The organism is Protaetiibacter larvae (assembly GCF_008365275.1).
GTDB lineage: Bacteria > Actinomycetota > Actinomycetes > Actinomycetales > Microbacteriaceae > Homoserinibacter > Homoserinibacter larvae.
Genome location: NZ_CP043504.1, coordinates 187,667 through 213,041, shown reverse-complemented (window position 1 = coordinate 213,041; position 25,375 = coordinate 187,667). Strand labels below are relative to the sequence as shown.

At 71.5% G+C, this 25,375-nt stretch carries 23 protein-coding genes and 2 tRNA genes; 20 read left to right on the top strand and 5 right to left on the bottom strand.

All coding sequences use genetic code 11. From position 1 onward, the window contains the following. Positions 1–269 precede the first annotated feature (269 nt). The 6 genes from mqo (at position 270) to FLP23_RS00910 (ending at position 6,298) form a co-directional block, all read left to right on the top strand. Positions 270–1,748 carry a malate dehydrogenase (quinone) gene (gene mqo / locus FLP23_RS00935; protein ID WP_210413904.1) on the top strand — a complete coding sequence of 493 codons (1,479 nt, stop codon included), beginning with the start codon at positions 270–272 and terminating at the stop codon, positions 1,746–1,748. 211 nt (positions 1,749–1,959) lie between these two features. Then, positions 1,960–3,591, top strand: coding sequence for an ABC-F family ATP-binding cassette domain-containing protein (locus FLP23_RS00930; protein WP_246140009.1), 1,632 nt, complete (start codon positions 1,960–1,962; stop codon positions 3,589–3,591). Between the two features lie 31 nt (positions 3,592–3,622). Further along, positions 3,623–4,681 carry an Rv2578c family radical SAM protein gene (locus FLP23_RS00925; RefSeq protein WP_149324142.1) on the top strand — a complete coding sequence of 353 codons (1,059 nt, stop codon included), beginning with the start codon at positions 3,623–3,625 and terminating at the stop codon, positions 4,679–4,681. 75 nt (positions 4,682–4,756) lie between these two features. Next, positions 4,757–5,443, top strand: a complete 687-nt coding sequence (locus tag FLP23_RS00920) for a response regulator transcription factor (RefSeq protein ID WP_149324141.1) — start codon at positions 4,757–4,759, stop codon at positions 5,441–5,443. Beyond that, positions 5,443–6,105 carry a thymidine kinase gene (locus tag FLP23_RS00915; protein WP_149324140.1) on the top strand — a complete coding sequence of 221 codons (663 nt, stop codon included), beginning with the start codon at positions 5,443–5,445 and terminating at the stop codon, positions 6,103–6,105. Before FLP23_RS00920 ends, FLP23_RS00915 begins: the two co-directional genes overlap by 1 nt. A 116-nt stretch (positions 6,106–6,221) precedes the next feature. Next, positions 6,222–6,298 (top strand) — tRNA-Pro (locus FLP23_RS00910). A gap of 35 nt (positions 6,299–6,333) precedes the next feature. Here the strand turns inward: FLP23_RS00910 and FLP23_RS00905 are convergent. Both FLP23_RS00905 and FLP23_RS00900 read right to left on the bottom strand, forming a co-directional pair. Beyond that, complete coding sequence (locus FLP23_RS00905) at positions 6,334–7,296, bottom strand: metallophosphoesterase (protein WP_246140008.1); 963 nt, start codon at positions 7,294–7,296, stop codon at positions 6,334–6,336. After that, the gene (locus FLP23_RS00900) at positions 7,293–9,857 is read right to left on the bottom strand and encodes a transglycosylase domain-containing protein (protein ID WP_149324139.1); all 2,565 of its coding nucleotides are present in this window, start codon (positions 9,855–9,857) and stop codon (positions 7,293–7,295) included. The genes FLP23_RS00905 and FLP23_RS00900 overlap by 4 nt, the downstream gene beginning before the upstream one ends. 54 nt (positions 9,858–9,911) lie before the next feature. Here FLP23_RS00900 and sp36 point away from each other — a divergent pair, with 54 nt between their 5' ends. Beyond that, positions 9,912–10,076, top strand: coding sequence for a Sp36 family protein (gene sp36, locus FLP23_RS00895; RefSeq protein WP_149324138.1), 165 nt, complete (start codon positions 9,912–9,914; stop codon positions 10,074–10,076). After that, positions 10,073–10,531, top strand: a complete 459-nt coding sequence (locus tag FLP23_RS00890; protein ID WP_168200328.1) for a RidA family protein — start codon at positions 10,073–10,075, stop codon at positions 10,529–10,531. Before sp36 ends, FLP23_RS00890 begins: the two co-directional genes overlap by 4 nt. 95 nt (positions 10,532–10,626) lie before the next feature. Here FLP23_RS00890 and acs read toward each other — a convergent pair whose 3' ends face one another. The 3 genes from acs to FLP23_RS00875 form a co-directional block, all read right to left on the bottom strand. Further along, positions 10,627–12,597 carry an acetate--CoA ligase gene (gene acs, locus FLP23_RS00885; protein ID WP_149324137.1) on the bottom strand — a complete coding sequence of 657 codons (1,971 nt, stop codon included), beginning with the start codon at positions 12,595–12,597 and terminating at the stop codon, positions 10,627–10,629. Positions 12,598–12,943: 346 nt separating this feature from the next. Next, complete coding sequence (locus FLP23_RS00880) at positions 12,944–13,426, bottom strand: phage tail protein (protein WP_149324136.1); 483 nt, start codon at positions 13,424–13,426, stop codon at positions 12,944–12,946. A gap of 9 nt (positions 13,427–13,435) precedes the next feature. Continuing rightward, on the bottom strand, positions 13,436–14,065 hold the full coding sequence (locus FLP23_RS00875) for a VOC family protein (protein WP_149324135.1): 630 nt from the start codon (positions 14,063–14,065) through the stop codon (positions 13,436–13,438). Positions 14,066–14,225: 160 nt separating this feature from the next. On the opposite strand from FLP23_RS00875, the gene FLP23_RS00870 reads away from it, so the two are divergent. The 12 genes from FLP23_RS00870 to FLP23_RS00815 all read left to right on the top strand — a co-directional run bounded on the left by FLP23_RS00870 (position 14,226) and on the right by FLP23_RS00815 (position 25,374). Then, positions 14,226–15,161 (top strand): TadA family conjugal transfer-associated ATPase, encoded by a 936-nt coding sequence (locus tag FLP23_RS00870; protein WP_246140007.1) that lies wholly within the window; start codon positions 14,226–14,228, stop codon positions 15,159–15,161. Continuing rightward, positions 15,158–16,078, top strand: coding sequence for a type II secretion system F family protein (locus FLP23_RS12530; protein WP_168200339.1), 921 nt, complete (start codon positions 15,158–15,160; stop codon positions 16,076–16,078). The genes FLP23_RS00870 and FLP23_RS12530 overlap by 4 nt, the downstream gene beginning before the upstream one ends. 143 nt (positions 16,079–16,221) lie before the next feature. Beyond that, complete coding sequence (locus FLP23_RS00860; protein WP_149324132.1) at positions 16,222–16,401, top strand: DUF4244 domain-containing protein; 180 nt, start codon at positions 16,222–16,224, stop codon at positions 16,399–16,401. Further along, positions 16,379–16,720: a TadE family type IV pilus minor pilin gene (locus FLP23_RS00855; RefSeq protein ID WP_149324131.1), complete on the top strand. Its 342-nt coding sequence runs from the start codon at positions 16,379–16,381 to the stop codon at positions 16,718–16,720. The genes FLP23_RS00860 and FLP23_RS00855 overlap by 23 nt, the downstream gene beginning before the upstream one ends. Continuing rightward, the gene (locus FLP23_RS00850; protein ID WP_149324130.1) at positions 16,717–17,067 is read left to right on the top strand and encodes an Rv3654c family TadE-like protein; all 351 of its coding nucleotides are present in this window, start codon (positions 16,717–16,719) and stop codon (positions 17,065–17,067) included. Before FLP23_RS00855 ends, FLP23_RS00850 begins: the two co-directional genes overlap by 4 nt. A gap of 93 nt (positions 17,068–17,160) precedes the next feature. Then, positions 17,161–19,881: a type I DNA topoisomerase gene (gene topA, locus FLP23_RS00845; protein ID WP_149324129.1), complete on the top strand. Its 2,721-nt coding sequence runs from the start codon at positions 17,161–17,163 to the stop codon at positions 19,879–19,881. 1 nt (position 19,882) lies between these two features. After that, positions 19,883–20,506, top strand: coding sequence for a dTMP kinase (tmk, locus tag FLP23_RS00840; RefSeq protein WP_149324128.1), 624 nt, complete (start codon positions 19,883–19,885; stop codon positions 20,504–20,506). A gap of 9 nt (positions 20,507–20,515) precedes the next feature. Continuing rightward, complete coding sequence (locus FLP23_RS00835; protein ID WP_149324127.1) at positions 20,516–21,661, top strand: DNA polymerase III subunit delta'; 1,146 nt, start codon at positions 20,516–20,518, stop codon at positions 21,659–21,661. Further along, entirely contained in the window at positions 21,658–23,202 is a 1,545-nt protein-coding gene (locus tag FLP23_RS00830) for an alpha/beta hydrolase (protein ID WP_149324126.1), read from the top strand. The genes FLP23_RS00835 and FLP23_RS00830 overlap by 4 nt, the downstream gene beginning before the upstream one ends. 72 nt (positions 23,203–23,274) lie before the next feature. Then, a tRNA-Thr gene (locus tag FLP23_RS00825) sits at positions 23,275–23,347 on the top strand. A gap of 178 nt (positions 23,348–23,525) precedes the next feature. Further along, entirely contained in the window at positions 23,526–24,371 is an 846-nt protein-coding gene (locus FLP23_RS00820; RefSeq protein ID WP_149324125.1) for a hypothetical protein, read from the top strand. Positions 24,372–24,390: 19 nt separating this feature from the next. Then, a complete protein-coding gene (locus FLP23_RS00815) occupies positions 24,391–25,374 on the top strand; it encodes a Gfo/Idh/MocA family protein (protein ID WP_149324124.1) in 984 nt (327 codons plus the stop codon). Position 25,375 lies beyond the last annotated feature (1 nt).

Here is a 25,375-nt window from a genome sequence, read left to right as displayed (position 1 = left end):
GGCCCTCCCGCACCGCAGTGCTCGACCCCCGGCGATCGAGGTGGCGCCCAAGCAGCCACTTCCGCAACTCAGGATCACTCGCCCATCCGCGCGCCTTCGCCCCGCGCTCGCACCCGTCTTCCTGAGTTGCGTCGCGCGCCGTTCTCGCAATTCAGGAGATGTCGCGCATCCGGAGCCTCGCGCGGTCGGTCGGATGCGATCTCCTGAGTTGCGGAAGAGGGGGAGGGGCGGATGCGCTCCCGCCTGCCACTCAGGCGCACAGCCGTAGGATGTCATGCGTGTCTGAACCCGTCGACGTCGTCCTCATCGGCGGCGGAGTGATGAGTGCGACCCTCGGTTCGCTGCTGCAGCAGCTGGAGCCTGACTGGTCGATCACCATCCTCGAAGCCCTGCCCGAGGTCGCCCAGGAGAGCTCCAACCCGTGGAACAACGCGGGCACCGGCCACTCGGCGCTGTGCGAGCTCAACTACACGCCCGAGAGGGGCGGCGCGATCGACATCACGCAGGCGGTGAAGGTCAACGAGCAGTTCCAGGTGTCGCGCCAGTACTGGTCGTACCTCGTGTCGACGGGCCTGCTGCCCGAGCCGACGAGGTTCATCAACCCGGTTCCGCACCTCAGCTTCGTGTGGGGGGCCGACAACGTCGAGTACCTGCGCAAGCGCTACGAGGCGCTCAAGGACCACCCGCTGTTCCCGGGCCTCGAGTTCACCGAGGACGCCCGCGTCATCCGCTCCTGGGCGCCGCTGCTCATCCCGGGCCGCAAGAAGAGCCAGCCGATCGCCGCGACCCGCATCGTGGGCGGATCGGATGTGGACTTCGGCGCCCTCACGGCGAACCTCGTCGACGGGCTGGTCGAGCGCGGTGCGACCCTCCGCACCGAACGCAAGGTGACCGGCCTCAAGCGTCTGAAGGACGGCACCTGGCGCGTGTCCGGTCGGCACGTGGTCGGCGGCACCCCGTTCGAGCTGACCGCCCGCTTCGTGTTCGTGGGCGCGGGCGGCGCCGCCCTCAACCTGCTGCAGCGCTCCGGCATCAAGGAGATCCGCGGCTACGGCGGCTTCCCGATCAGCGGGCAGTTCCTGCGCACCGACGACCCGGCGATCGTCGCCCGGCATCAGGGCAAGGTGTACGGCAAGGCCTCGGTGGGCGCCCCGCCCATGTCGGTCCCGCATCTCGACACCCGCGTCGTCGACGGGCAGGTGAGTCTGCTGTTCGGACCGTACGCCGGATTCACCCCCAAGTTCCTGAAGTCGGGCTCCTGGTGGGATCTGTTCGGGTCCATCCGCTGGCACAACCTCGGAACGATGATCGCGGCGGGGGTCAAGAACCTCGATCTCGTCTGGTACCTCGTGACCGAGCTGCTGGCCACCGCGCGGAAGCGGCACGCGGTGCTGCAGCAGTTCGCGCCGACCACGAAGCAGGGTGACTGGTACCGCATCACCGCCGGCCAGCGCGTGCAGATCATGAAGCGGGGTGCGGACGGCAAGGCCGTCATCCAGTTCGGCACCGAGGTGGTGTCGGGCGGCGAGGGCACGATCGCGGGCCTGCTCGGTGCCTCCCCGGGTGCCTCCACGGCGGTGCCGATCATGCTCGACGTGCTGGCGAGCTGCTTCCCGGATCGCATCGAGGGATGGAAGCCGGCGCTCACCCGGATGATCCCCTCCTACGGCACGAAGCTCTCCGACGCCCCGAAGAAGGCGGCGAAGGAGCTCAAGGACACCGCGGCGACCCTCGGTCTCGCGGTCTGAGCGCGCCCCGCCTAGCTGTGCAGCGCGTGTGAACACGGCTGCAGCGTTTGACAGGCCGGGGGAGACACACGTAGCCTCGACCCCCGTGAAGCTGTAGCTCCGACCATCCCCGCGCCCGAGGCCACGCCCGGCGGGGTCCGCTCCCCTCGAACGTGTCGAGGGTCGAGTGCTCGGAGCAGCTTTCGTGCGACACCCCTTCATCCCTTCTTCTGTGCTGCGCGCCGACGGCGTCAGCGTGTCCTTCGGCGAGCGCCGCGTACTCACCGACCTCTCTCTGACCGTCTCGCCCGGGCAGCGCGTGGGGCTGCTCGGCGAGAACGGTGCCGGCAAGTCGACGCTGCTCGGCGTGCTCGCGGGGGAGCTCGAACCGGATGCCGGCCGCGTCGAGCGGCCGGTCGCCACGGGCCTGCTGCGGCAGGAGGTGGCCGCCGATCCCGCGCATCCGGTGTCCGCGATCCTGGAGGCCGAGCTGGGGACGCTGCGGCGGCTCGAGCGCGAGCTCGACGAGGCCGCCGCGGCGCTGTCGGGCGACGCTCCGGATGCGGCGGACCGCTATGCCGCCCTGCTGGACGCCGCCGAGCGTGCCGAGCTGTGGACGCTCGACGGCCGGCGCGACGAGATCCTCGACGGGCTCGGGGTGGCGGGCATCCCGCTCGAGCGCCCGATCGGCGAGGTGTCGGGCGGGCAGCGCAGTCGCTTCGCGCTCGCCGCGCTGCTGCTGGCCCGACCGGAGGCGCTGCTGCTCGACGAGCCGACCAACCATCTCGACGATGCCGCCGTCGGCTTCCTTGTCGGGCGGTTGCGCACCTGGCGCGGGCCGGTGCTGTTCGCGAGCCACGATCGTGCCTTCCTCGACGAGGTGGCGACGGGGCTCGTCGACATCGACCCGGCAGCCTCCGACGGCGTCACCCGCTACGGCGGCGGCTACAGCGACTACCTCGCGGCGAAGGCCGCCGAGCGGGCGCGCTGGGAGGCGCGGTTCGCCGAGGAGGAGCAGGAGCTCGCCGAGCTCGAGCACGCCGTCGCGGTGACCGCGCGGCGACTGGCGCCGGGCCGCGCCCGCCGCGACAACGAGAAGATGGGATACGACTTCCGTGCCGACCACCACCAGCAGCAGGTGGCGCGCCGGGTCCGCAACGCCGCCGGGCGGCTGGAGGGACTGCGCGAGGCGCGGGTCGGGGAGCCGCCGACCCTGCTGAGCTTCGCGGGCATCCCCGCCGGCTCGCACCTGCTGGAGGGCGACGAGCCGCTCGTGGCGGTGGAGGGCGCGCGCGTCGACGGTCGTCTGGCGCTCGATGCGCTCGAGCTCGCCCCGGACGCGCGGCTGCTCGTCACGGGGCCGAACGGGGTCGGCAAGTCGACCCTGTTGTCGGTGCTGGCGGGGCGGGTGGCCCCGGATGCCGGCCGGGTGTCGCGCCGCAAGGGGTTGCGGGTGGCGGTGCTCGACCAGGATGTGCGCTGGCAGGAACCGGCACGGACGCCTCGCGAGCTCTACGAGCGGACGCTGGGCGAGCGGCGGGCCGCCGAGCTGCCGCTCGCGGGCCTCGGCCTGCTCGCCGAACGCGATCTCGATCGTCCCGTCGGGAGGCTCTCGGTGGGTCAGCAGCGGCGCACCGCCCTCGCCCTCATCATCGCGCGACCGCCGCATCTGTTCCTGTTGGACGAGCCCACCAACCACCTCTCGCTCGCCTTGGCTTCCGAACTCGAGGACGCGCTCGGCGGCTACCCGGGCGCGGTCGTGGTGGCCAGTCACGACCGCTGGCTGCGTCGCCGCTGGTCCGGACCCGAGCTCGCCCTCCGCCCGTCTGCCCAACGCTGCAGCGTGAGGGAGAGTCACGGTTGACTCGGGGTCGAACGCGTGTTCGAATGTGTGGATGCGGTGGAGCGGGCAGGAGCTGGGCGTCGAGCGCGACGACGCCCTGCCGGGACTGGCTCGACTCAATAACCTCGTGCGCACCGTGCAGACGCCCGAGTTCGCGGGCCTCACCTTCCATGAGGTGCTCGCGAAGTCCGCGCTCAACCATGTTCCCGGGTCGTCGAAGGCGCTCCCCTTCGGCTGGACCATCAACCCCTACCGCGGCTGCAGCCACCAGTGCGTCTTCTGCTTCGCCCGCAAGACGCACGAGTACCTCGACTTCGACGCCGGACACGATTTCGACACGCAGATCGTGGTGAAGGTCAACCTCGTGGAGGTGCTCGAGCGCGAGCTCGCCCGCCCCGGATGGCTGCGGCCGAACGTGGCCCTGGGCACCAACACCGACCCCTACCAGCGGGCGGAGGGCCGCTATCGGCTCATGCCGGGGGTGATCGCGGCGCTCGCCGCCTCGGGCACCCCGCTCAGCATCCTCACCAAGGGCACCCTGCTGCGCCGCGACATCCCCCTGCTGCAGGCGGCCGCCGAGCGGGTTCCGGTCGAGACGGCGATGTCGATCGCCGTGTACGACGACGAGCTGCAGCGCTCGATCGAGCCCGGCGCCCCCAGCACCGCTGCACGGCTCGCCACGGTGCGCGCGGTGCGGGATGCGGGGCTGCCGTGCGCGGTGTTCCTCATGCCCGTGCTGCCGTACCTGACCGACTCGCGGGCCGAGCTCGAGCGTGCGCTCGAGCGGATCGCCGAGGCCGGCGCCTCGAGCGTCGCCTACAGCGCGCTGCACCTGCGGCCGGGCGCGAAGGAGTGGTTCGCGGCGTGGCTCGTGCGCGAGCATCCCGAGCTCGCGCCGCGCTACCGCGAGCTGTACGGTGCGGGCGCCTACGCGCCGAAGGAGTATCGCCGGCAGCTCGCGGCGCGCATCCGACCCCTGCTGCGCCGCTACGGGCTGGACCGCCCGCGCGTGGATGCGGCGACGGGCGCGCCGTCCTCCACCGAGGTCGCCTCGCTCGCCGCGGAGTTGAGCCCCGCCGCGGCATCCGCCCTGCAGCCGACTCTCTTCTGAGGCGGACGCCCGAGGCGCCCCTCCGGGCCGGGCCGCGGGCCTCATCGGGTGGGGTACAGCGGTAGGCTCGAGGCCATGAACCCGACCCTCAGTGCCGCCTCGGTGCGCGGTGACGCCGGGGGTGCCGTGGTGCGGCTCGCGATCCTCGACGACCATGAGGTGCTGCTCGACACCCTGAGCACCTGGATCAACCACAACGCCCCCGACTTCGAGGTCGTGCTGGGTGCGGCGAACTGGCTGGAGCTCGTGCAGAGCGAGGCGTTCCCCACCGATCTCGTGTTCATCGACTTCCAGCTCAAGGAGGCGATCTCGATCGAGGCGCGCGTGCGCACCTGCCGCGCGGCGGGCGCCAAGGTGATCGTGCTGTCGAGCCTCGACACTCGCGAGGCCCGCGAGCGGGCGCTTGCGGCCGGCGCATCCGACTTCCTCGCGAAGGCCCTTCCGATGAACGCGGTCATGGCCGCGGCTCGGCGCGTCATGGGGATCGAGGCGCTCGACGACACCGCTGTCGAGCGCAGCGCCAGCGCCGCCCCACCTCTGCAGCAGGTGAAGCCCAAGCTCAGCCCGGGCGAGGAGGAGGCGTTCCGGTTGTACGTCTCCGGTTACAGCACGGTCGCCGTCGCCGAGGAGATGAACGTGCAGTACGAGACGGCCAAGACCTACCTGCGGCGGGTGCGCGAGAAGTACGCGAAGGTGGGGCGACCCGCCGGCAAGAAGGCGGAACTGATCCGGCGCGCAGCCGAGGACGGATACCTCGAGTAGTGGCGAAGCTGTACTTCCGTTACGGAGCGATGAACTCCGGCAAGAGCACCGCGCTGCTGCAGGCCGCCTACAACTACGAGGAGCGCGGGCACCGCGTGTTGCTCGCGAAGCCCGCGATCGACTCGAAGGGCGACGACGCGATCGTGTCGCGTCTCGGCGTGGTGCGGCGGGCCGACTTCACGGTCGCCTCGAACGAGGATCTGCTGGCGCGCTTCCACCAGGAGCGCGCACGAGTGGCTGCGGAGGGCGGCGACGTCTCGTGCCTGCTGGTGGACGAGGCGCAGTTCCTCACCGAGGGGCAGGTCGACGACCTGCTGCGGATCGCGATCCAGCTCGACATCCCGGTGCTGGCGTACGGCATCCGCACCGACTTCCAGACGGTCGCGTTTCCCGGCAGCCGCCGACTGCTCGAGATCGCCCACTCCCTCGAGGAGCTGAAGACCATCTGCCGCTGCGGGCGCAAGGCCGTGTTCAACGCGCGCAAGATCGGCGACCGCTTCATCTTCGACGGCGACCAGGTGGCGATCGACGGCGAGGACGTCACCTACGAGTCGCTGTGCGGCGCCTGCTACCTGGAGGAGTCGGGCGGGGTGCTCAACCGCGGCTGGCGTCCCCGGCTCGACTTCAGCTACCGCACGGAACCCGACGCCGACTTCACGTGAGTGGTGCGGTTTCGGCTGGGTGGCGCGGCTTCGCCGGTGCCACCCAGCCGAAACCGCACCATGACGCGGAGCCCGCCGCGGATCGGGTATCCTTGACAGGTTGCCGATGGCAGCAGCGGGGTATGGCGCAGCTTGGTAGCGCGCGTCGTTCGGGACGACGAGGCCGCAGGTTCAAATCCTGTTACCCCGACCAGTGTGAGGGCCGCCTTCGGGCGGCCCTCACGCGTGTCAGGCGGGCAGCGGCACCGGGGTGAGGGTCAGCACGACCGCCTCGGGTGGGCACGCGAACCGCACGGGCGCGTAGATCGAGGTGCCGAGCCCTGCCGACACCTCCAGGAAGGCGCTCTTCGTGCCGGTGCGCCACACGCTGAGGCCCTGCGCCTGGGCGTGCGGGATGTCGCAGTTGGTGACGAGCGCCGGGCGGCCCGGGATGCGCACCTGGCCGCCGTGGGTGTGGCCCGCGAGGATGAGGTCGGCATCCTGGCTCACGAAGGCGTCGAGCACGCGCTGGTAGGGCGCGTGGGTGACCCCGAGCGTGAGCACCTGCCGGGGACCGGGCGTCGACCATTCGACGTTCTCGCGCAACTGCTCGATCGCGCCGGGCAGTTCGCCGAGTCGATCCCAGTTGCGGTGCGCATCCGCCGTGCCGAGGAACTCGAGGCGGGTGCCCTTGAGCTCGATCGCGCGAACCGCGTTGTTGAGGTCGTGCCAGCCGAGCTCCTCACCGAGGTAGGAGTCGAGTGCGTCGGTGTCGAGCCGTTCGGCGCGTTCCCCGGAGCGGCGTGCGCGGTCGCTGAAGTAGCCGAAGGGGTTCTTGAGCACGGGGCCGTAGTAGTCGTTCGAGCCGTGCACGAACACCCCGGCCACGCCCGCGAAGGGCTCGAGCGCGCGACGGATGCCCGCCAGTCCCTCGGCGTGGCCGAGGTTGTCGCCCGTGTCGATCACGAGGTCGGGCTCGTACACGGCGAGCGACCGCACGAAGTCCTGCTTCGCGCGCTGCCAGGGCGCCATGTGCAGGTCGCTCAGGTGCAGGATCGTGATCGGCCGGGCGTCCGGTTCGAGCACGGCGAGCGTCTCGTGGCGCACCGTGAACCGGTTGCGCTCCACGAGCACCCCCCAGGCGAGGGCGGCAAGACCCGTGGTCGCCGCCGCACCGAGCGCGCCGGCGACCACGCGTCCTGCGGGGCTCACGGGCAGCTGAGCTTTCGCACCGTGAGGACGATGGCCGTGTTCTTGTTGAGCACGGAGCCTGCTGCCGGATCCTGTGCGACCACGGTGTTGAGGTCGGGATCCGTCGGCAGGCCGACTTCGCAACCCGCCGGGGGCACGTTCGTGAAGCCCGCCGCCTGCAACTGGTTCTTCGCGCTGTTGTAGCTCTGGTGGGCGCTCACCACGTCCGGGATCGCCGCGGACTGCCCGTTGCTCGTGAACACCTTCACGGTGGTGCCCTTCGGCACCGATGCGCCGGGCGCGGGGTCGGTGGCGACGACCGTGCCGATCGGCAGGTCGGAGTCCATCTGGCCGCCGTCCTCATAGCTGAGCTTCGCGAGCTCGATGGCCGCCTTCGCCTGCTCGGGGGTCATGCCGACGAGGCCGTCGGGCACGAACACCGGGGTGCCGGTGAGCAGCGCCGGGTCCGGCGGCTGGAAGGCCGAGCCGGGGAGGATCGCGTCGATCGACTTCGCGAGCGGCAGGAAGATGCGGTGGCGGAGCACGGCTGCGTTGATGCCGTTGACGCTGATGCGGCGCAGCTGCTGCTTGCCGGAGATGTTGCCCACCCACACGGCGGTCGACGCAGCGGTCGAGCTGCCGACCATCCAGGTGTGCCACGACTCGTCGGTGGTGCCCGTCTTGCCGATGTAGGGCGTGCCGTCCTTCGGGTTGGAGGCGGCGGCTGTCCCGGTCATGACGCCCGCCATCGCGTAGGCGGCCGTGTTGGCCACGTTGGCGGCCACGAGCGAGGGCCCGCACTCCTGCGGCTGTCCGCCGATGTCGGTGCCGGAGCTGTCGTAGATGTGGTCGATGATGATCGGCTTGCAGTACACGCCCTGGTTGGCGATCGCCGCATACGCGGCCGCCTGGGTGAGGGGAGCGATGTTGTTCTCGCAGCCGCCGATCACGCAGGAGGGGCGGGTGTGCAGGTCGGAGCCGTCGGGGTTGCCGTCACCGCGGTGCACGCCGATCGAGCGGGCGATCTCCTTCGTGGAGCACTGGTCGACCTCGGTCGCCATCTGCATGAAGACCGAGTTCACGGACCATGCGGTGCCGCGCGCGACCGTGTACGAGCCCTTCTCGTTCTGGTCGTTGCGGTACTTGGCCTTGTCCTGTTCGCCGTTGCAGTCCGTGAAGGCGCCGGCAGGCAGCTCGAGCTTGCCGGCGTCGAACGACTCGTTGATGCCGTGGCCGGCCGCCAGGAACGACAGCAGGGTGTAGGGCTTGTAGGTCGACCCGGGCTGGAATCCGCTGCCGCCGCCGTGGCGCTGGTCGGCGCCGAGATTCACGGCCGTGGTGGTTGCGTCGCCCGCACCGGTGTCGTCGAAGGTCTTGTTCTGCGCCATCACGAGGATGCGGCCGGTGCCCACCTGCACGGTGTCGATGGCGGCACCCAGCTGAAAGCGCGTCTCGGTGGCCGGTGCGTACTGGCCGGCGAGCGCGGTGGCCTCGCCCTGCAGGTTCGGCTGGATGGTCAGCACGACCTTGAGGCCGCCCTGCTTCCAGGTGGCCAGCTGTTCGTCCTTGGTCGTGCCGAGCGAGGGCACCTCGCCGTTCAGGATGCTCTTGAGCGCGTAGTCGCAGGGGAAGCGGTACTCGACCGGGGCCGAGGCGCACCCGCTGCGCGGGGCGTTGGAGCTGACCGTGGTCTCGTCGACCGGGGTGGCGAGCGCCTCCTGGTACTCGGCCTTCGTGAGGTGCTTCTGCTCGTACATCCAGCCGAGGATGATGTCGCGGCGCTCCTTGTTGTCCGCGAAGTTCTCGGGGTTGTTGAGGCCGTTGTGGCTCGGGTTCTGCACGATCGCGATGAGGCTCGCGGCCTGCGCGGGGGTGACATCCTTCGCCGACACGCCGAAGTAGCGCTGCGCACCGGCCTCGACGCCGTAGGTGGTGCCGCCCATGAGCACGATGTTGAGGTAGCCCGCGAGGATCTCGTCCTTGGTGTACTTCTTCTCCAGGCCGATCGCGAGCTTCATCTCTTTGATCTTGCGGTTGAGGTCAGGCTCGGTGGCCGCGGCGACGTCGGCGTCGCGCTGGTCCTCGGTGTAGTCGTCGGTGAGCGGCGTGTTGGCGGCCTTCAGCACGAGCAGGTTGCGCACGAGCTGCATCGAGAGGGTCGAGGCGCCCGAGGTGCTCGTCTTGGTGGCCTGACCGATGGCGGCGCGCACGAGTGACGGCACATCCACCCCGCCGTGCTCGTAGAAGCGGCGGTCCTCGCCGTCGATGGCCGCCCACTTGAGGTCATCGTCGATGGCGTCGAGCGACACCTCTTCGCGGTTCTGGTCGAAGACCTCGGCGATCGGGATCTCGGTGCCGTCCGACGCGATCGCCACGAAGGTGTTGCGCTGGTGCTGCTGGGAGATCTCGATGTAGTCGGGAAGCTCTTGGAAGACGTTGAGCGAGTTGTTGGCCGTCATACCGGTGACGGCGATCGCGGGCGCGACCATGACGGTGACCAGGAGGCCGGCGATGGCACTGAAGCCGACGAGGCCGAGACCGGCCCCGAGCAGACTCCTAGCCGAGGATCCTTGAGCGGGCATAGGGTTCAGGGTACGGGATGCCTCCTGCCCGATAGCTGAACGGAACCCCCTAAAGTGCCGACTTGGGAATACCTCACCACGCCGCTCCTCATCCACAACACCACCGCCATCCTCAACAACTGGGGCGCACAGGGCTGGGAACTGGTGCAGATCGTGCAGGGTCCGGAGGGCGGGCTCGTCGCCTACCTGAAGCGCCCGGTCGAGGGGAGCGCGTCGTGAGCGTGTCGGATCGCCTGGCCGAACTGGGGCTCGCGCTCCCGCCCGTGGTCACGCCGGTCGCGGCATACGTTCCCGCGGTGACGAGCGGCAACCTCGTCTTCACGGCCGGCCAGCTGCCGATGGTGGGTGGCGTGCTGCCCGCGGTCGGCAAGGTGGGTGCCGAGGTGAACGCGGAGGAGGCGAAGCAGTTCGCCCGCATCTGCGCGCTCAACGCGCTCGCCGCCGCCGAGTCGGTGATCGGCTCGCTCGACCGCGTCACGCGCGTCGTGAAGGTGGTCGGATTCGTGGCATCCGCCCCCGACTTCACCGGGCAGCCTGGCGTCGTCAACGGCGCCTCCGAGCTGCTGGGCGAGGTCTTCGGCGACATCGGCGCGCACGCGCGCTCCGCGGTGGGCGTGGCGGTGCTGCCGCTCGACGCGCCCGTCGAGGTGGAGCTCATCCTCGAGTTCGCGTAGCCCGCGGCAGCGCTCCCGCCGACGGATGGGGCGGTTTCGGCTGGATGGCACCGGCGAAGCCGCGCCATCCAGCCGAAACCGCCCCATGTGCGGGCTCAGTCCTCGCTCGGGGCTCCCGCGGCGAGCTTGTCGCTGATCACCTGCATGACCGAGGTGTCGGCGAGCGTCGTCGTGTCGCCGATGGCGCGGCCCTCGGCGACATCGCGCAGCAGGCGGCGCATGATCTTGCCCGAGCGGGTCTTCGGCAGCTCGGTCACGATGAACACCTGACGCGGGCGGGCGATCGCCCCGATCGCCGTCGTCACGTGGGCGCGCAACAGCTCCGAGAACTCCTCGTCGCTGTGCTCGGCGCGGTGCGACTGCTTGACGATCACGAACGCCACGACCGCCTGGCCGGTCGTCTCATCCGCCGCCCCCACGACGGCCGCCTCGGCGACCATCGGGTTGCCGACGAGCGCCGACTCGATCTCGGTGGTCGACAGCCGGTGCCCCGACACGTTCATGACGTCGTCGATGCGGCCCAGCAGCCAGATGTCGCCGTCCTCGTCGACGTGCGCGCCGTCGCCCGCGAAGTAGCGCCAGCCGAGATCACGGAACTTCTCCCAGTACGTCTCCACGAAGCGGTCCGGGTCGCCCCAGATGCCGCGCGCCATCGACGGCCACGGCTCGCGCACCGTCAGCAGGCCGCCGTTCGGCGGATCCACGCGCGCGCCGTCGTCGGTGAGGATGTCGATCTTCACCCCCGGGATCGGCACCTGGGCGCTGCCCGGCTTGAGGGTCGTGATGCCCGGCAGGGCGGAGATCATGATCGCGCCGGTCTCGGTCTGCCACCAGGTGTCGACGATCGGGGTCGTGCCCGCGCCGATCACCTCGCGGTACCAGATCCACGCCTCCGGGTTGATGGGCTCGCCCACCGAGCCGAGCAGCCGCAGGCTCGACAGGTCGAAGCCCTGCGGGATCTGCCGCCCCAGCTTCATGAAGGAGCGGATCGCGGTGGGTGCCGTGTAGAGGATCGTCACGCCGTACTTCTCGATGAGCTCCCACCAGCGCCCCGGGTGCGGGGTGTCGGGGGTGCCCTCGTAGAGCAGCTGGGTGGCGCCGTTGGCGAGCGGGCCGTAGACGACGTAGCTGTGACCGGTGACCCAGCCGATGTCGGCCGTGCACCAGTACACGTCGGTCTCGGGATGCAGGTCGAACACGTCGTGGTGCGTCGCCGCCGCCTGGGTGAGGTAGCCGCCGGAGCTGTGGAGGATGCCCTTCGGCTTCCCGGTGGTGCCCGAGGTGTAGAGGATGAACAGCGGGTTCTCGGCCTCGAAGCCCTGCGCCTCGTGGTCGAGGTCGGCGGCCTCGAGGGCGTCGTCCCACCAGATGTCGCGCCCCTCGGTCCAGGCGACCTCGTTGCCGCCGCGCTTCACGACGAGCACGTGCTGCACGCTCGTGGTGCCCTCGAGCGCCGCGTCGACGGTCGCCTTGAGCGGGAACACCTTGCCCTTGCGGTAGCCGCCGTCGGCGGTGATGACGAGCTTGGCATCCGCGTCCTCCACGCGAGCCCTCAACGACTCGGCGCTGAAGCCGCCGAAGACGACCGAGTGGATGGCGCCGAGACGGGCCACCGCGAGCATTGCGACGACCGCCTCCGGCACGACCGGGAGGTAGATCGCGACGCGGTCGCCCTGGCGGATGCCGAGCGCGGCGAGCGCGTTGGCGGCGCGCTTCACCTGGGTGGTGAGCTCGGCATAGCTGAGGCTGCGGCTGTCGCCGGGCTCGCCCTCCCAGTGGATCGCGATGCGGTCGCCGTCGCCCGCCAGCACGTGCCGGTCGAGGCAGTTGTAGGCCACGTTGAGCTTTCCGTCGGCGAACCACTTCGCGAACGGCGGGTTCGACCAGTCGAGCACCGACTGGAAGGGTGTGTGCCAGTGCAGCTCGCGGGCGCGGTCGGCCCAGTAGGCGAGGCGGTCGGCTGCGGCGCGCTCGGAGAGCTCGCGCCCGGCGACGGCGCCGGCGGCGAATTCGGGGCTCGGCGCGAAGCGGCGGGTCTCGGTGAGCAGGCTGTCGATCGAGGTCATGGACGTCATCATCCTTGTGTCGATTCGCGACTGTGCCTGGTAGTCGCGCGGAGGTTTTCCGGTGAACGACCCGATCCTAGCCGCCCTGTCGGGAGCGGCCCGCACCAGGCCCGATTGAGGGATTATCATCCATTGCGGTGTCCTCCTTTTGGAGTACACTGTGAGCCACCGAGCGTAACCTCTCGGATTTCGCAGCGCTCACGATTCCCCCCAATCAGGCGTTGCGGTGGCGGCGCCCATCCCCCCCAAGTGGGCGCCGCCCCTCCGTTTAACGGTCGGCCGTCTCTCGCGGCGTCCCGCGATCGTCGATCTGTCCCCCATTCGCCGTTCGCGCGACAGGGAGGCGCTACTCGGCGGCGGCCGATGCGGGCAGAGGGTGATCGCCCTTGATGACGAAGAAGCTGCCCCGGATCTCGCCGGCCAGCGCCGAACGCTGGCGCGCCCAGTTGAAGGCGGCGAGCTCGCGGGGTGGGGCCATCCCTTCGCTGAGCTTGAACCCGACCGCCCTCTTCCCGTCCGCAGCCTTCGTCCACAGCACGTTGACCGCCAGACCGTCGGCGAAGTACAGGGTCGGCCAGAACAGCTCCTCGTCTTCGTAGACGAACACCTCGAGGAGGGGCGAGGTCAGCACGACCTCGCGTTCGCCGAGGATCTCCTCCACCCAGGCGACGACGTCGGCACGCTCGGTGGGCGCCGCGGTGAGGTAGTCGGAGTGGTACTTGGTGGCGAAGTACCGGGCCTCATGGGCGCGCAGGCCGGCGAGGGCCGCTGCAACGGGGGAGGACTCGAGCCCCTCGGTGGAGACGTCGCGGTAGTCGACGATGGTCATGCTCAGCTCCTATGCCTCTCGCTCCGGGAGCGCGGCCTCGGCCGCGAGCCACCGGTAGCCATCGGGATCGGTGAACGCCGCGCTCGAGTCGACGGCGAGGCGGTGCGACCCGGATCCGGCCGGATCGATCCCGACCTGTTTCGCGAGCGCGGCCCGCTTGTAGAGTGCCAGCTTGATCGCGCCGGTGTCGAACTCGACGTAGGCGGGGAAGCTCTTCGCGACGGCGAGGCCTTGCTCCTGGTAGAAGCGCTTGCTCGCCTTGACGTTGTCGACCCCCAGCAGCAGGACGAGGCGTTCGACCTCACCCGTCGCCGGTCCGGTGGAGGTCTTGTTGGCGCTCGCGATCTGCCAGACCGTGCCATCCGGCGACAGGAGCGATCCGCCATACCCCCAGAGGCTCTTCGAGACGGGTTTGAGCGTCTGCGCCCCCGCGGCGAGCGCTCGCCGGACGGCGGCGTCGACGTCGTCCGGCTGCACGAGGATCAGCGATGGCGCGAAGCCGCGGAAGCCCGAGCTCGGCTGCTCGGCGACGCGGACCTCGATCAGTTCGCCCAGCTTCAGGGCGTCGTGGGCGAATGCCTCGGCGGAGGCGAGCTGTTCCGCCTCGGGGACCTCGATGGTGATGCGTGTGATTTTCATGCTGCGAGCGTAGGAAGCGCGCTGCTCGCGGCGCTTCTCGACAACTGATCGAAGCGGCCGCCGCCCGCTCGGGTCCTCCCCCGGGGCGCGGTCGCCGATGCATCCCCCGACCACGCCGAGACGAGTGGCACGCGGGTTCCGGCACCGGATGCTGGGCCGCATGAGTCTGCCGAGCAGCGCCGCGCTCGGGCCGCTCGCGCCGCACCTGACGGATCCCCGCTGTACCGATGTCTTCCTCAATCCGGATGGCGCGGTGTGGGTCGACCGCGGAGACGGGGCGCGTCCGGTCCGAGGGCTGCGCGTGCCGCCCGGGGAGGCGCGCGAGCTCGCGGTGCGGCTCATCGCCGCGGGCGGTCGCCATCTCGACGAGGCCACCCCCTGCGCCGACGTGCGGATCGGCGATGGCATCCGGGTGCACGCGGTCCTGCCGCCGGTGTCCCCCGACGCAGCGGTCGTGTCGATCCGATTGCCTCGCGCCGACCCGCTCTCACTCGACGCGCTCGAGGCGCAGGGGTTCTTCGCCCAAATGCCGCGCGCGCGGCTGGACGAACTCGTCGCGCGCCGGGCGAACCTGCTCGTGACGGGTGCGGGCGGATCGGGCAAGACCACCTTCCTCGGGGCGCTCCTGAGCGCGGCGCCGGCCGGAGAGCGGATCGTCGTGATCGAGGACGTGGGCGAGCTGCGGATCGCGCACCCGCACGTCGTGCGGCTGGAGGCGCGGCAGCCGAACCTCGAGGGCGCCGGTGCCATCGGGCTGGATCGGCTCGTGCGCGAGGCGCTGCGCATGCGCCCGGACCGGCTCGTGGTGGGGGAGTGCCGCGGGGCGGAGCTGCGGGAACTGCTCATCGCCCTCAACACCGGCCACGACGGCGGCGCCGGCACGCTGCACGCCAACTCGCTCGCCGACGTGCCCGCGCGACTCGAGGCCCTCGGCACCCTCGTGGGATGGTCGGCGGAGACGACCGCACGACAGGCGGTGAGTGCGCTCGACGCGGTGCTGCACCTGGAACGCGCCCCGGACGGTCGCAGACGGCTCGCCGAGTGGGGTGCGCTGCGGCTGGGCGCCCGCGGGCGGCTGCGGGTGGATGCGGTGTGAGCGTCGTCGTGGTCCGGGCCGCCGCGGGAGACGAATGGGATGCCGTGGCCGCGTGGGCGCAGCGCGTCGGCACCCTGCTCGCCGCGGGGCTCGAACCGTTGGCCGCAGTGCGGGCGGTCGAGCATCCGGCGCTCGGGGCCGAGGCCGCGAACGTCGAGAGCGCGTACGAGGTGCCGGATCGGCTGCTCGCCGCGGCGCAGCGGGCGCCGGATTCCACGGGGCGCGCCTGGGCGTTGCTCGCGGCGTATTGGGTGGTCGCGATCGAGTCGGGTGCGCCGCTCGCCGCGGCCTTGGACCGGGTGGCCGATTCGCTGCGCGCGCTGGCCGACGCCGACCGGCAGATCGACCTCGCGATCGCCGGACCGATCTCGACGGCGCGCATCGTGGCACTGCTTCCCCTGCTGGGCCTCGGCATGGGGCTGCTCATCGGCGCGAACCCGCTGGCCGTGCTGTTCGGCACGGTGCCGGGCGCGGTCGCCGGTGCCGGGGGAGCCGCGTTGCTGTTCGCCGGAGCGCGGTGGAATCGGCGTCTCGTGGCCGCGGCGCGCCGCTACGACCCGCTCGCGGGATCCGGTTCCGAACTGCTCGCCCTGGCGCTCGCGAGCGGGGGAACTCCCGAGCGGGCGTCGGCGCTCGTGGCGGCGACCGCGGACCGCTGCGGTCTCGCAGTGGCGCTCGCCGACGCGCACGAGACGCTCGCCTTCGCGAAGCGCTCGGGCATCCCGGTCGCCGCGCTCCTGCGAGCGGATGCCGCCCGCCTGCGCCGAGTCGCGCTCGCGGCGGTGCTGCGGCAGGCGGCGCTGCTCGGCTCACGCCTGCTCGCGCCGCTGGGGCTGTGCTTTCTGCCCGCCTTCGTGCTGTGGGGGGTCGTGCCGCTCGTGATCGGCATCCTGCGCGGCGTGCTCGCGTCGTTCTGAGCCGCACCCGCATCGAGTGGTCCTCCCCAGGGAGGTCCCGGTCGCGGGCGTCCCCGGATGCGCGCACGGGGCGCTCCGAGGGGACCGCATCCGGTCAGGCTGGACGCGGGTCGTGCCGACGCCGAGAAGAAGGAGTCCACACCATGTTCCGACGCATCATCGCGCGCGCCCGACGCGACGAGGGGGCCGCCACCGCCGAGTACGCCATCACGATCATGGCCGCGGTGGGTTTCGCCGGCCTGCTGGTCGTGATCATGCGCTCGGGGGAGGTGCAGCAGATCCTGACCGATCTGGTGCGCAATGCGCTCTCCTTCGGCGGCTGACGACGCGGGCAGCGCGGCCGCCGAGTTCGCGGTGGCGCTGCCCGCGGTCGTCCTCGTGCTGGCGGTGTGCCTCGGGGCGGTCGGGGCGGGTTCGCAACAGCTGCGCCTGCAGGACGCCGCCGCCGTCGCGGCGCGCGCCCTCGGTCGTGGAGCCCCGTTCGACGCGGCGGCCGTGGGGCTCGATCCGGGCACCACCACCGAGCGATGGACGGATGCCGGGCTCGTATGCGTTCGGCTCACCGCCGCCGCACGCGGGCCGGCCGGGATCGCGGGACTCCGGCTGTCGGCGGCGAGCTGTGCCGCGGATGCCGGGCGATGAGTGCTCGCGGCGCGCTGCGCGACGACCGCGGTGCGGGGGGCGTGCTGGCCCTCGCGGTCGTGGGCGCGACCCTCGCGCTCGTGCTCGCGCTGCTCGCCGCTGCCGGGGCTCTCGCCGTGCGATCGCGTGCGGCTGCCGCCGCGGACGCCGCGGCGCTCGCCGCAGCCGACGTGCTGCTGGGGGCGATCCCGGGCTCCCCGTGCGCGCTCGCGGCGCAGCTCGCCGCGGCGCATCAGGTGGCGCTCGCGGCGTGCGAAGTCGACGGGATGGAGGTGATCGTGGCCGTGCGCACACAGGCGTTCGGCGTCCCGATCGAGCAGCGTGCCCGCGCGGGGCCGCCGCCCTGACCCGCTGGCGGCGCGATCCGGAAGCTGTGCCGTCGGCGAGCTTGCTCGCGAAAGGTGTGTGTATGGTGTGCTCCGGATAGAGAGGACTCCGCCGTGGCCAGCAAGAAGCTCGTGATCGTCGAGTCGCCCGCGAAGGCGCGCACGATCGCGCAGTACCTCGGAGACGGATACGAGGTGCAGGCCTCGGTGGGTCACATCCGCGATCTGATCGACACCAAGAACCTCCCGCCCGAGCTCAAGAAGGGCAGCGTCGGCAAGTTCTCGGTCGACGTCGACAACGGCTTCGAGCCCTACTACGTCGTCTCGGACAGCAAGAAGAAGACGGTCGCCGAGCTCAAGCGAGCGCTCAAGGATGCCGACGAGCTCTACCTCGCCACGGATGAGGACCGTGAGGGGGAGGCCATCGCCTGGCACCTGCTCGAGGTGCTGCAGCCCAAGGTGCCCGTGAAGCGCATGGTGTTCCATGAGATCACCAAGGACGCCATCCAGCGCGCCGAGCAGAACCCGCGCGAGCTCGACACCGCGCTCGTCGACGCCCAGGAGACCCGGCGCATCCTCGACCGCCTCTACGGCTTCGAGGTCTCGCCCGTGCTGTGGCGCAAGGTCGGCCCGAAGCTCTCGGCAGGCCGCGTGCAGTCGGCCGCCACCCGGCTCGTGGTCGACCGTGAGCGCGAGCGCCTCGCCTTCGTCTCCGCGTCGTACTGGGATCTGGTGGCCGAGTTCACCCCCGCCGACGCCGAGTCGACCTTCTCGGCACGGCTCGTCCGGGTGGACGGAAAGCGCGTCGCGACCGGTGGCGACTTCGACGACAGCGGCCGGTTGACCGCGGATGCCGTCGCCCTCGACGAGCGCAGCGCCGACACCCTCGTCGACGCCCTGCGCAGCGACGCCGCCCGCTTCGAGGTGCTCAAGCTGGAGACGAAGCCCTACTCGCGTCGACCCTCCGCGCCGTTCACCACCTCGACGCTGCAGCAGGAGGCCTCCCGCAAACTGCGGTTCTCGGCCCGGGTGACGATGAGCCTCGCGCAGTCGCTCTACGAGAACGGCTACATCACCTATATGCGCACCGACTCGACGACGCTCTCGCAGCAGGCGATCGACGCCGCCCGCAACCAGGCCGTGAAGCTCTACGGCGCCGACTCGATCCCCGAGAAGCCCCGGGTGTACGCCTCGAAGTCGAAGAACGCGCAGGAGGCGCACGAGGCCATCCGCCCCTCCGGCGACGTGTTCCGCACTCCCGCCGAGCTGAGCTCCCAGCTGCGCGGCGACGAGTTCAAGCTGTACGACCTCATCTGGAAGCGCACGGTCGCCTCGCAGATGGCGGACGCCAAGGGGTCCACCGCGACCGTCACGATCGCGGCCGACGGCGGCGAAGGCGCGCAGGCCGAGTTCACGGCATCCGGCACCGTCATCACCTTCCGCGGCTTCCAGGCCGCCTACGAGGAGGGCCGCGACGAGGTGCGCAACGCGGAGGCCGACGACGCGAAGCTGCCGCCGCTCGAGCAGGGGCAGGCGCTCGCGCTCGCCGAACTGGAGGCGAAGGGCCACGAGACCACGCCGCCGCCGCGCTACACGGAGGCGAGCCTCGTGAAGGCGCTCGAAGAGCTCGGCATCGGCCGCCCGTCCACCTACGCCTCGATCATCTCGACGATTATGGATCGCGGGTACGTCACCTCACGCGGCCAGGCGCTCGTTCCGAGCTGGATCGCGTTCAGCGTCGTGCGGCTGCTGGAGGATCACTTCTCGGAGCTCGTGGAGTACGACTTCACGGCCGAGATGGAGGACGACCTCGACAAGATCGCCGACGGCGAGACCGACCGTGTGGAGTGGCTCAGCCAGTTCTATTTCGGCGGCGGCGAGCACCAGGGCCTGCGCGAGATCGTCGACAACCTCGGCGAGATCGACGCCCGCGAGGTGAACTCGATCCGCATCGACGACGGCATCATCCTGAGGGTGGGCCAGTACGGCCCCTACCTCGAGGTGGTCGAGGAGGGCTCCGACACCCCGCGGCGCGTCAACGTGCCCGAGGAGCTCGCCCCCGACGAGCTCACCCCCGCGAAAGCCCGCGAGCTCATCGACGCGCCTGTCGTCGGCGACCGGGTGCTCGGGGTGAACCCCGCCACCGGCAAGACGGTCGTCGCCAAGGACGGCCGCTACGGCCCCTACGTGACCGAGCTCGAGCCGGAGCCGGAGGCCGAGGTGACCGACGTCGACGGTCTCACCGTGGATGCGGCGACCGGTGAGGTGGTCGAGGCGAAACCGAAGAAGAAGGCGGCCGCCAAGAAGACCGCGGCACCCAAGCCGCGCACGGCATCCCTCTTCAAGGACATGGATCCCGCGACCGTCGACCTCGAGACGGCCCTCCAGCTGCTCGACCTGCCGCGCACGGTGGGCGCCGATCCCGAGTCGGGCGAGCCGATCACCGCGCAGAACGGGCGATACGGTCCCTACCTCAAGAAGGGGACCGACAGCCGCTCGCTCGAGAGCGAAGCGCAGATCTTCACGATCGAGCTGCCCGCGGCGCTCGAGATCTTCGCCCAGCCGAAGTACGGCGCGCGCCGCCCGTCGAGCGCGCTCAAGGAGTTCGACGCCGACCCGGTCAGCGGCAAGCCCATCCGGGTGCGCGACGGCCGGTTCGGCCCGTACGTGACGGACGGTGTGACGAACGCCACGATCCCGCGCGGGGAGAGCGTCGAGGCGGTCGACTTCGATCGCGCCGTGCAGCTGCTGGCCGACAAGCGCGCCAAGGGGCCGGCGAAGCCGCGCACCACGCGCACGACCGCCGCGAAGCGCCCGGCCGCGAAGAAGCGCTGACGTGGGTCGCGGCCTCTTCCTCACCTTCGAGGGCGGCGACGGGTCCGGCAAGTCGACGCAGTCGGCGCTGCTGACCGGATGGCTCACGGCGGCCGGCCGCACCGTCGTGCACGCGCGCGAGCCGGGGGGCACCGAGCTCGGGCTCGAACTGCGCGAGATCGTGCTGCACCGTCGCGGCTACATCGCCCCCCGAGCCGAGGCGCTCATCTACGCGGCCGACCGCGCCCACAACATCGCCACCGTCGTGCGGCCGGCGCTCGAGCGCGGCGACATCGTCATCCAGGACCGCTACCTCGACTCCTCGGTCGCCTACCAGGGCTCGGGGCGCGTGCTCGACCCGGGGGAGGTGCGCGAGCTGTCGCTGTGGGCCACCGAGCGGCTGCTCCCCGACCTGACGATCCTGCTCGACCTCGACGTGGCCACCGGCCGCGGGCGGCTCGACGACTCCCGCACCCGCTACGACCGCCTGGAGGCGGAGGGGGCCGAGTTCCACCACCGGGTGCGCGAGTCCTATCTGGCGCTCGCGGCGGCGGAACCGGAGCGCTTCCTCGTGCTCGACGCGACGGCATCCATCGAGGAGCTCGCGGAGCGCATCCGGGACCGGGTGTCGGTGCTGCTCGCGTAGCCTGTGCAGATGCACGCGATCTGGGACGAGCTCACCGGCCAGGACGAGGCCATCCGGCTCGTGCGTGCCGCGGCCGCCGGCGACGGGCTCGCGCATTCCTGGCTTGTGACCGGGCCGCCCGGATCGGGTCGCTCGACGCTCGCCTACGCCTTCGCGACCGAGCTGATCGCACGCGGCGACGACCTCGAGGCGACAGCCGCGCAGGTCGCGGCCCGCACGCATCCGGATCTCGGCGTGCTCAGCACCGAGGCCGTCATCATCAAGATCGAGGACGTGCGCCAACTCGTGGCGGCGAGCCAGTTCTCGCCCGCGGTCGGCCGATACCGGGTGATGGTGATCGAGGATGCCGACCGGATGACGGAGCGCACCTCGAACGTGCTGCTGAAGGCGCTCGAGGAGCCGCCCGAGCGCACCATCTGGATTCTGTGCGCACCGAGCGAAGCCGATCTGCTGCCGACCATCCGCTCGCGCGTGCGCACCGTGCGGCTGCGGGTGCCGAGCGTCGACGACGTCGCCGCGCTCATCTCGCGGCGCGACGGCGTGAGCCTGCCGGAGGCGGCCCGCGCCGCGCGCGAGGCGCAGGCGCACATCGGCATGGCGCACCGGCTGGCCACCGACGAGCTCGCGCGCAGCCGCCGTCGGCGCACCATGGAGCTCGCCCTCGGCATCCGCGGCGTGTCGGGTGCCGTGCAGGCGGCCGCCGAACTGCTCGAGATCGCGGGGCAGGATGCCCGGGCGATCACGGAGGAGCGCGACGCGCAGGAGCGCGAGCAGGCGCTGCGCTCGCTCGGGGTCGAGCCCGGCGGCACCGTCCCGCCCGCGCTGCGCGCCCAGCTGAAGGCCCTCGAGGAGGACCAGAAACGCCGGGCGACCCGCAGCCTGCGCGACGGGCTCGACCGCATCCTCGTCGACCTGCTCTCGCTGTACCGCGACGTGCTGCTGCTGCAGCTGGGGGTCGACCTCGAGCCCGTCAACCTCGCCATCTACTCGGAGCTCGCGACCGCCGCCGCGCGCGCAATGCCCGCGCAGACGCTCGCGACGCTCGACGCGATCGCCGAGGCGCGCACCCGCATCGACGGCAACGTCGCCCCGGCGCTCGCGCTCGAGGCGCTGCTCGTGACGGCGATCCGGCGCGACGCGGCGGGCGCTCGATGAGCCGAGGTCGCCGGGGCGTCGTGCTCCGCGCCGGGGCCGCGGCGATCGCGGCGCTGCTGACGCTCACGGGGTGCGTCTCGTGGTTCCTTCCCCAGGACCGCCCGTCCGCCGTCTCGACGCCGACCGGCGAGGAGGTGCCCGCGGAGCTGGTGCCGTTCTACCATCAGGTGCTCAGCTGGAGCGGATGCGGCAGCGGGCTGCAGTGCAGCACCGTGACGGCGCCGCTCGACTGGGCGGATCCCGGCGGCGACACGATCGAGTTGGCGCTCATCCGTCAGCCCGCAACGGGCGGTGCCGCGCGGGGCTCGCTGCTGGTGAACCCCGGCGGCCCGGGCGGCTCGGGGGTCGACTTCATCCGCGACTCGATCGACTTCGCGACGAGCGCACGACTGCAGCGCGAGTTCGACGTGGTGGGCTTCGACCCGCGCGGCGTCGGCGCCTCGACGCCCGTGAGCTGCACGAGCACCCCCGCCGAACTCGACGCCTACATCTACGGGATCGTGCCCGGCGTGCGGGGCAGCGACGACTGGATCGCCGCCACCGAGGCCACCCACCGCGCGTTCGGGGCGGCGTGCCTCGAGCACACCGGCGCACTGCTCGAGCATGTCGACACCGTGAGCGCCGCCCGCGACCTCGACCTGACCCGGGCGGTGCTCGGCGACGAGACGCTCAACTATCTCGGCTACTCCTACGGCACCTACCTGGGCGCCAGCTACGCCTCGCTGTTCCCGACGCGCGCCGGCCGGCTCGTGCTCGATGGCGCGATCGACCCGTCGACGAGCGAGTTCGAGGTGACCCTCACCCAGGCGCGCGGCTTCGAGGGCGCCCTCACCGCGTACCTCAGCGACTGTGTCGATCGGCAGGGCTGCCCCTTCGCGGGCACCGTCGACGAGGCGCGCGCCGAGATCGCCGCCGAGCTGCACCGGCTCGACGTCGCGCCGATCCCCGCCGACGACGGGCGGAGGCTCGGCGCGGGCACGATGTTCAGCGCGATCATCCTGCCGCTGTACAACCAGGACAACTGGAGCTACCTCGACGAGCTGTTCACCGACACCTTCGCCGGGAGCGCGAGCACCGCGTTCTTCCTCGCCGACGTGTACAACGACCGCAACGCCGACGGCAGCTACTCCTCGAACGGCACCGAGGCGTTCATCTCGATCAACTGCCTCGACTATCCGAGCGACGGCGACCCGGCAACGATGCGCACCGAGGCGGCCCAGCTGGCGGACGAGGCTCCCGTGTTCGGCCCGTGGATGACGTTCGGCGGCACCCTGTGCCCGCAGTGGCCGTTCCTCTCCGAGAACGTGCGCGGACCGATCTCGGCGCCGGGTTCACCCGACATCCTCGTGGTCGGCACCACGAACGACCCGGCGACCCCGTACGTGTGGGCGCAGGCGCTCGCCTCGCAGCTCGAGCGCGGCCACCTCGTCACGTATCACGGCGAAGGGCATACCGCCTACGGCAACAACGACTGCATCACGGACACGGTCGACGACTTCCTCGTCGACGGCACGGTGCCCGCCGCCGACCCCATGTGCTGAGGCCTCCCGTTCGGCCCGTCCACCGACATCGACTATGCTCGGAGGTCGTGTGCCGGATGCGTCCGGTGCCACGCCGCCTTAGCTCAGTCGGCAGAGCGTCTCACTCGTAATGAGAAGGTCGTGGGTTCGATTCCCACAGGCGGCTCCGGTACCTGCCATGTCGCGCCGTCCCCCTGGCGGGGGGTTGGGCGCGCGCTCACGACAGGCGTACCCTGGCACCCGTAGCGCCGGTTCGTGGGGGATCGCGCTACCCGGCTCCTGTGGGGGGAGGCGGAGCCGTCTTGAACTGGGGGGTTCAAGAGTTGCTCAGGCGTTCGTTGTTCGTGGGGGCGGTCTTCGGGACCGTGCTCGCACTCGGCCTGCCGTTCGTCGGCGGGGGCGGCCCATCGATCGGCGCACCCGCCTACGCCGGCGAGGGGCTCGCGGGCCCCGTCGCCGCGACCACCGCGCTCGTGACCGAGGGACGCATCGGCGACACCGCGGCCGCCGTCGCGGTCGTCTCGACGCCCGCGGTCTCCGCGATCGCGGCGGCGCCGACCGCACGCGATCTGCGCGTCGACACCGAGCATCTCGCCCAGAAGCCCGTTCCGAAGCCGCAGCCCGTCGTCGAGACCCCGGCTGCGAAGCGCGCGGGGACCGCGGCCCGTCAGGCCGCCCGCGCGGCCGCCGGCCAGAGCTGCCCTGCGGCGATCGGCGGCGCGCCCGGCGGCGCGCCCGGCGCCGTCTCGGCGGGGGGTGTCGGCGGCACCACCTCGGCGGACCTGGCGTCCTTCGCGCAGGCCTTCAACGCCATCCGCGTCGCCAACTGCCTCGAGCCCGTGCCGATGGCCAACTTCCGCTACGACCCGTGCATGGAGCAGCGCCTGTTCTGGATCGCGGAAGACCCGAGCCCCGACGTCAACAGCGCCTGGGGCCACAACGGCACACCGCGCTCCGACGGGCTGCCCGCGGTCGGATGCGACGGGAACCTCGCGGGCGGCAGCGGCAACACGGGCGCCACCGTCGCCCAGAAGTGGTGGGCATCCGCCTCGCACCAGAAGGCGCTCTACCGGCCGAGCTACGCGGGAAGCACCTCGGGCGTCGTCATCTGCTTCGCCATGGTGCACGGCGGCCTCCCGAACGACGGGGCCGGCTTCGCGCGGGCCGCGGCACGCTGGGGCGGCTGCTGACGCGTCCTACGCTGAGGGAATGACCGAACGACTGCGCTGGGGCATCCTCGGCACCGGCGGGATCGCCCGCACCTTCACCGCCGACCTGCTGCTCACCGGCTTCACCGTGTCCGCGGTCGGCTCGCGCACGCAGGACGCGGCCGCCGCCTTCGCCGCCGCGCACGGCATCCCGCGCGCCCACGGGAGCTACGAGGCGTTCGCGGCCGACCCGGAGGTCGACGCGATCTACGTGTCGACCCCGCATCCCTTCCACGCCGAGAATGCGCTGCTCGCGCTCGAGCACGGCAAGCACGTGCTCGTCGAGAAGCCGTTCACCCTCAACGCCGCGCAGTCGCGCCGCGTGGTCGACCTGGCCGCCGCGAGGGGGCTCGTCGTGCTGGAGGCGATGTGGACGCGCTGGCTGCCCCACATGCACCGCATCCGCGAGCTCATCGCCTCCGGCGCGCTCGGCGAGGTGCGGGCGCTGCTGGCGGATCACGACCAGAAGCTCCCGGAGGATCCCCGGCACCGCATCCAGAACCCGGACCTCGGCGGCGGCGCCCTGCTGGACCTCGGCATCTACCCGGTCTCGTTCGCCTGGGACCTGTTCGGCGCCCCGGCCAGCGTGCACGCGATCGCCGCGCCCACCGCGACGGGCGTCGACCGGCAGACCGCGATCGTGCTCGGCTACCCGGCCGGCGAGCAGGCGCTGCTGCACACCCAGCTGGACGCCCGCGGGCCGGTGACGGCGGCGATCATCGGCACCGAGGGGCGCATCGAGATCGACAGCTACTGGTACAACGCCACCTCGTTCACGCGCTTCGACGCCGCGGGCGACATCGTGGAGCGTTTCGAGCACACGGTGCCGGGGCGCGGGATGCAGTTCCAGGCCGCCGAGGTGGAGCGGCTCGTCGCGGCGGGCGTCACGGCGGGCGAGATCCTTCCGCCCGAGGAGACGGTCGCCATCATGGGGACGCTCGACGAGATCCGCCGGCAGATCGGCCTACGGTACCCGGGCGAGTAGG

Coding starts and splice junctions, on each gene's coding strand:
- FLP23_RS00880 (WP_149324136.1), bottom strand. CDS start 13,426: ATGACCATCGTCGACTACCGCGACGTCTCCACCGAGGGGCTCGAGTCC.
- FLP23_RS00835 (WP_149324127.1), top strand. CDS start 20,516: ATGCACGCGATCTGGGACGAGCTCACCGGCCAGGACGAGGCCATCCGG.
- mqo (WP_210413904.1), top strand. CDS start 270: ATGTCATGCGTGTCTGAACCCGTCGACGTCGTCCTCATCGGCGGCGGA.
- FLP23_RS00870 (WP_246140007.1), top strand. CDS start 14,226: ATGAGTCTGCCGAGCAGCGCCGCGCTCGGGCCGCTCGCGCCGCACCTG.
- FLP23_RS00855 (WP_149324131.1), top strand. CDS start 16,379: ATGCGCTCTCCTTCGGCGGCTGACGACGCGGGCAGCGCGGCCGCCGAG.
- FLP23_RS00815 (WP_149324124.1), top strand. CDS start 24,391: ATGACCGAACGACTGCGCTGGGGCATCCTCGGCACCGGCGGGATCGCC.
- FLP23_RS00875 (WP_149324135.1), bottom strand. CDS start 14,065: ATGAAAATCACACGCATCACCATCGAGGTCCCCGAGGCGGAACAGCTC.
- FLP23_RS00925 (WP_149324142.1), top strand. CDS start 3,623: ATGCGGTGGAGCGGGCAGGAGCTGGGCGTCGAGCGCGACGACGCCCTG.
- acs (WP_149324137.1), bottom strand. CDS start 12,597: ATGACCTCGATCGACAGCCTGCTCACCGAGACCCGCCGCTTCGCGCCG.
- FLP23_RS00850 (WP_149324130.1), top strand. CDS start 16,717: ATGAGTGCTCGCGGCGCGCTGCGCGACGACCGCGGTGCGGGGGGCGTG.
- FLP23_RS00900 (WP_149324139.1), bottom strand. CDS start 9,857: ATGCCCGCTCAAGGATCCTCGGCTAGGAGTCTGCTCGGGGCCGGTCTC.
- FLP23_RS00860 (WP_149324132.1), top strand. CDS start 16,222: ATGTTCCGACGCATCATCGCGCGCGCCCGACGCGACGAGGGGGCCGCC.
- FLP23_RS00830 (WP_149324126.1), top strand. CDS start 21,658: ATGAGCCGAGGTCGCCGGGGCGTCGTGCTCCGCGCCGGGGCCGCGGCG.
- FLP23_RS00920 (WP_149324141.1), top strand. CDS start 4,757: ATGAACCCGACCCTCAGTGCCGCCTCGGTGCGCGGTGACGCCGGGGGT.